Source organism: Mesorhizobium sp. B2-4-15 (assembly GCF_006658505.1).
Taxonomy (GTDB): Bacteria; Pseudomonadota; Alphaproteobacteria; order Rhizobiales; family Rhizobiaceae; genus Mesorhizobium.
This window is the reverse complement of sequence record NZ_VFUZ01000001.1, coordinates 437,501-440,000: the sequence shown is the minus strand read 5'-3', so window position 1 is coordinate 440,000 and position 2,500 is coordinate 437,501. Positions and strand designations below refer to the sequence as shown.

The 2,500-nt window shown below is 54.7% G+C and carries 1 tRNA gene and 2 rRNA genes (1 of these 3 only partly in view); all 3 read right to left on the bottom strand.

What is annotated here, in order from left to right:
* Window positions 1–17: 17 nt before the first annotated feature.
* Window positions 18–94 (bottom strand) — tRNA-Met (locus tag FJ930_RS02260).
* Window positions 95–330: 236 nt separating this feature from the next.
* Window positions 331–445: ribosomal RNA gene (gene rrf, locus FJ930_RS02255) — 5S ribosomal RNA — on the bottom strand.
* 275 nt (window positions 446–720) lie between these two features.
* Window positions 721–2,500 (bottom strand): 23S ribosomal RNA (locus FJ930_RS02250); it runs 1,033 nt beyond the window's last position.

Genomic DNA, 2,500 nt, shown 5'->3' with positions numbered 1-2,500 from the left:
GGGCCGTTTTTGTGATTTGGTTGCGGGGACAGGATTTGAACCTGTGACCTTCAGGTTATGAGCCTGACGAGCTACCGGGCTGCTCCACCCCGCGTCAACCCTGAGCAAGCGTTTGCTTGCGTAGTCTGCGATCGCCTGGGCGATTGCGTTACCTGGCGATTGCGTTTGGCAACTGCCTTTTTTTTGGTTTTGCCAATGGAAAGGGCCGCGTTAGCGGCCCGAGGTTTCCCGTTGGCGGGCCATGTTCAGAGAAGATTTCCACAGATCGCCCCAAAAATCATTTTTGATTTTTGGAAAGTACGATGTGCGGATCAAACGTGCGTTTAGCAGACCTGGCAGCGACCTACTCTCCCGCGTCTTGAGACGAAGTACCATCAGCGCTGGAGCGTTTCACGGCCGAGTTCGGAATGGGATCGGGTGCAGCCGCTCCGCCATAACCACCAGGTCGGCAAAACGCACGTTATTCGAGAAGCTGGGTTAGGGATTAGGCAGCAGGGAATAGTGAGTAGGAGATACCTGCTCGCCATCCGGCTGTGCCGTTGCCTGTCTTTCCGTGCCAAGGCGATGCTTTTGCAGGTTGCTTCGGGCAAAGCCCGCAAGCGCGACTGCGCGTCGCCGGTTTTCCGGCGCCCTCGCTTAAGCTTTGGCCCCAGAGGGGCCGCTCATGCGTGAGCGCTGGTAAGACCATTTGACTTTGTCAAATGGGCATAAGGAATGAGAACGATCAAGCCGATCGAACTATTAGTACCGGTAAGCTTCAAGCGTTGCCGCTCTTCCACACCCGGCCTATCAACGTGGTCGTCTTCCACGGTTCTCAGGGAATACTCGTTTTAAGGTGGGTTTCCCGCTTAGATGCCTTCAGCGGTTATCCCGTCCGGATATAGCTACCCTGCTATGCGGCTGGCGCCACAACAGGTCCACCAGAGATCCGTCCATCCCGGTCCTCTCGTACTAGGGACAGATCCTTTCAATATTCCTACACCCACGGCAGATAGGGACCGAACTGTCTCACGACGTTCTGAACCCAACTCACGTACCGCTTTAAATGGCGAACAGCCATACCCTTGGGACCTGCTCCAGCCCCAGGATGCGATGAGTCGACATCGAGGTGCCAAACAACCCCGTCGATATGGACTCTTGGGGGTCATCAGCCTGTTATCCCCGGCGTACCTTTTATCCGTTGAGCGATGGCCCTTCCACGCGGGACCACCGGATCACTATGACCGACTTTCGTCTCTGCTCGACTTGTCAGTCTCGCAGTCAGGCAGGCTTATGCCATTGCACTCAGCGAACGATTTCCGACCGTTCTGAGCCCACCATCGCGCGCCTCCGTTACTCTTTAGGAGGCGACCGCCCCAGTCAAACTACCCACCATACATTGTCCCGGACCCGGATAACGGGCCGCGGTTAGACATCCATAGTAATAAGGGTGGTATTTCAAGGGTGGCTCCACCTGAGCTGGCGCCCAGGTTTCAAAGCCTACCACCTATCCTACACATGCCACTACGAATGCCAATGTAAAGCTATAGTAAAGGTGCACGGGGTCTTTCCGTCTAACCGCAGGAACCCCGCATCTTCACGGGGAATTCAATTTCACTGAGTCTATGCTGGAGACAGCGGGGAAGTCGTTACGCCATTCGTGCAGGTCGGAACTTACCCGACAAGGAATTTCGCTACCTTAGGACCGTTATAGTTACGGCCGCCGTTTACTGGGGCTTCGATTCAGAGCTTGCACCCCTCCTCTTAACCTTCCAGCACCGGGCAGGCGTCAGACCCTATACGTCGCCTTGCGGCTTCGCAGAGCCCTGTGTTTTTGATAAACAGTCGCTACCCCCTGGTCTGTGCCACCCTCCTCTGCTTGCGCAGAAAAGGGTCACGCTTCTTCCGAAGTTACGCGTGCAATTTGCCGAGTTCCTTCAGCATAGTTCTCTCAAGCGCCTTGGTATACTCTACCAGACCACCAGTGTCGGTTTCGGGTACGGTCTATAAGGAGGAGCTATTTCCTGGAACCACTCCGCTGCCCGTTCAATCCGATAAGATTGGACAACTTGTGTGATCCGTCACTACCTCCAGGCCCACGAATATTAACGTGGTTCCCATCGACTACGCGTTTCCGCCTCGTCTTAGGGGCCGGCTAACCCTGCTCAGATTAACTTTAAGCAGGAACCCTTGGTCTTTCGGCGGGGGAGTCTCTCACTCCCCTTACGTTACTCATGTCAGCATTCGCACTTCTGATACCTCCACCACCCCTCACGGGTATGGCTTCATCAGCTTACAGAACGCTCCGCTACCGCTCGTGATTGCTCACGAACCCTAAGCTTCGGTGTATGGCTTTAGCCCCGTTACATTTTCGGCGCAAAGACCCTTATTTAGACCAGTGAGCTGTTACGCTTTCTTTAAATGATGGCTGCTTCTAAGCCAACATCCTGGTTGTTTTGGGATCCTCACATCCTTTCCCACTTAGCCATAACTTGGGGACCTTAGCTGTAGGTCAGGGTTG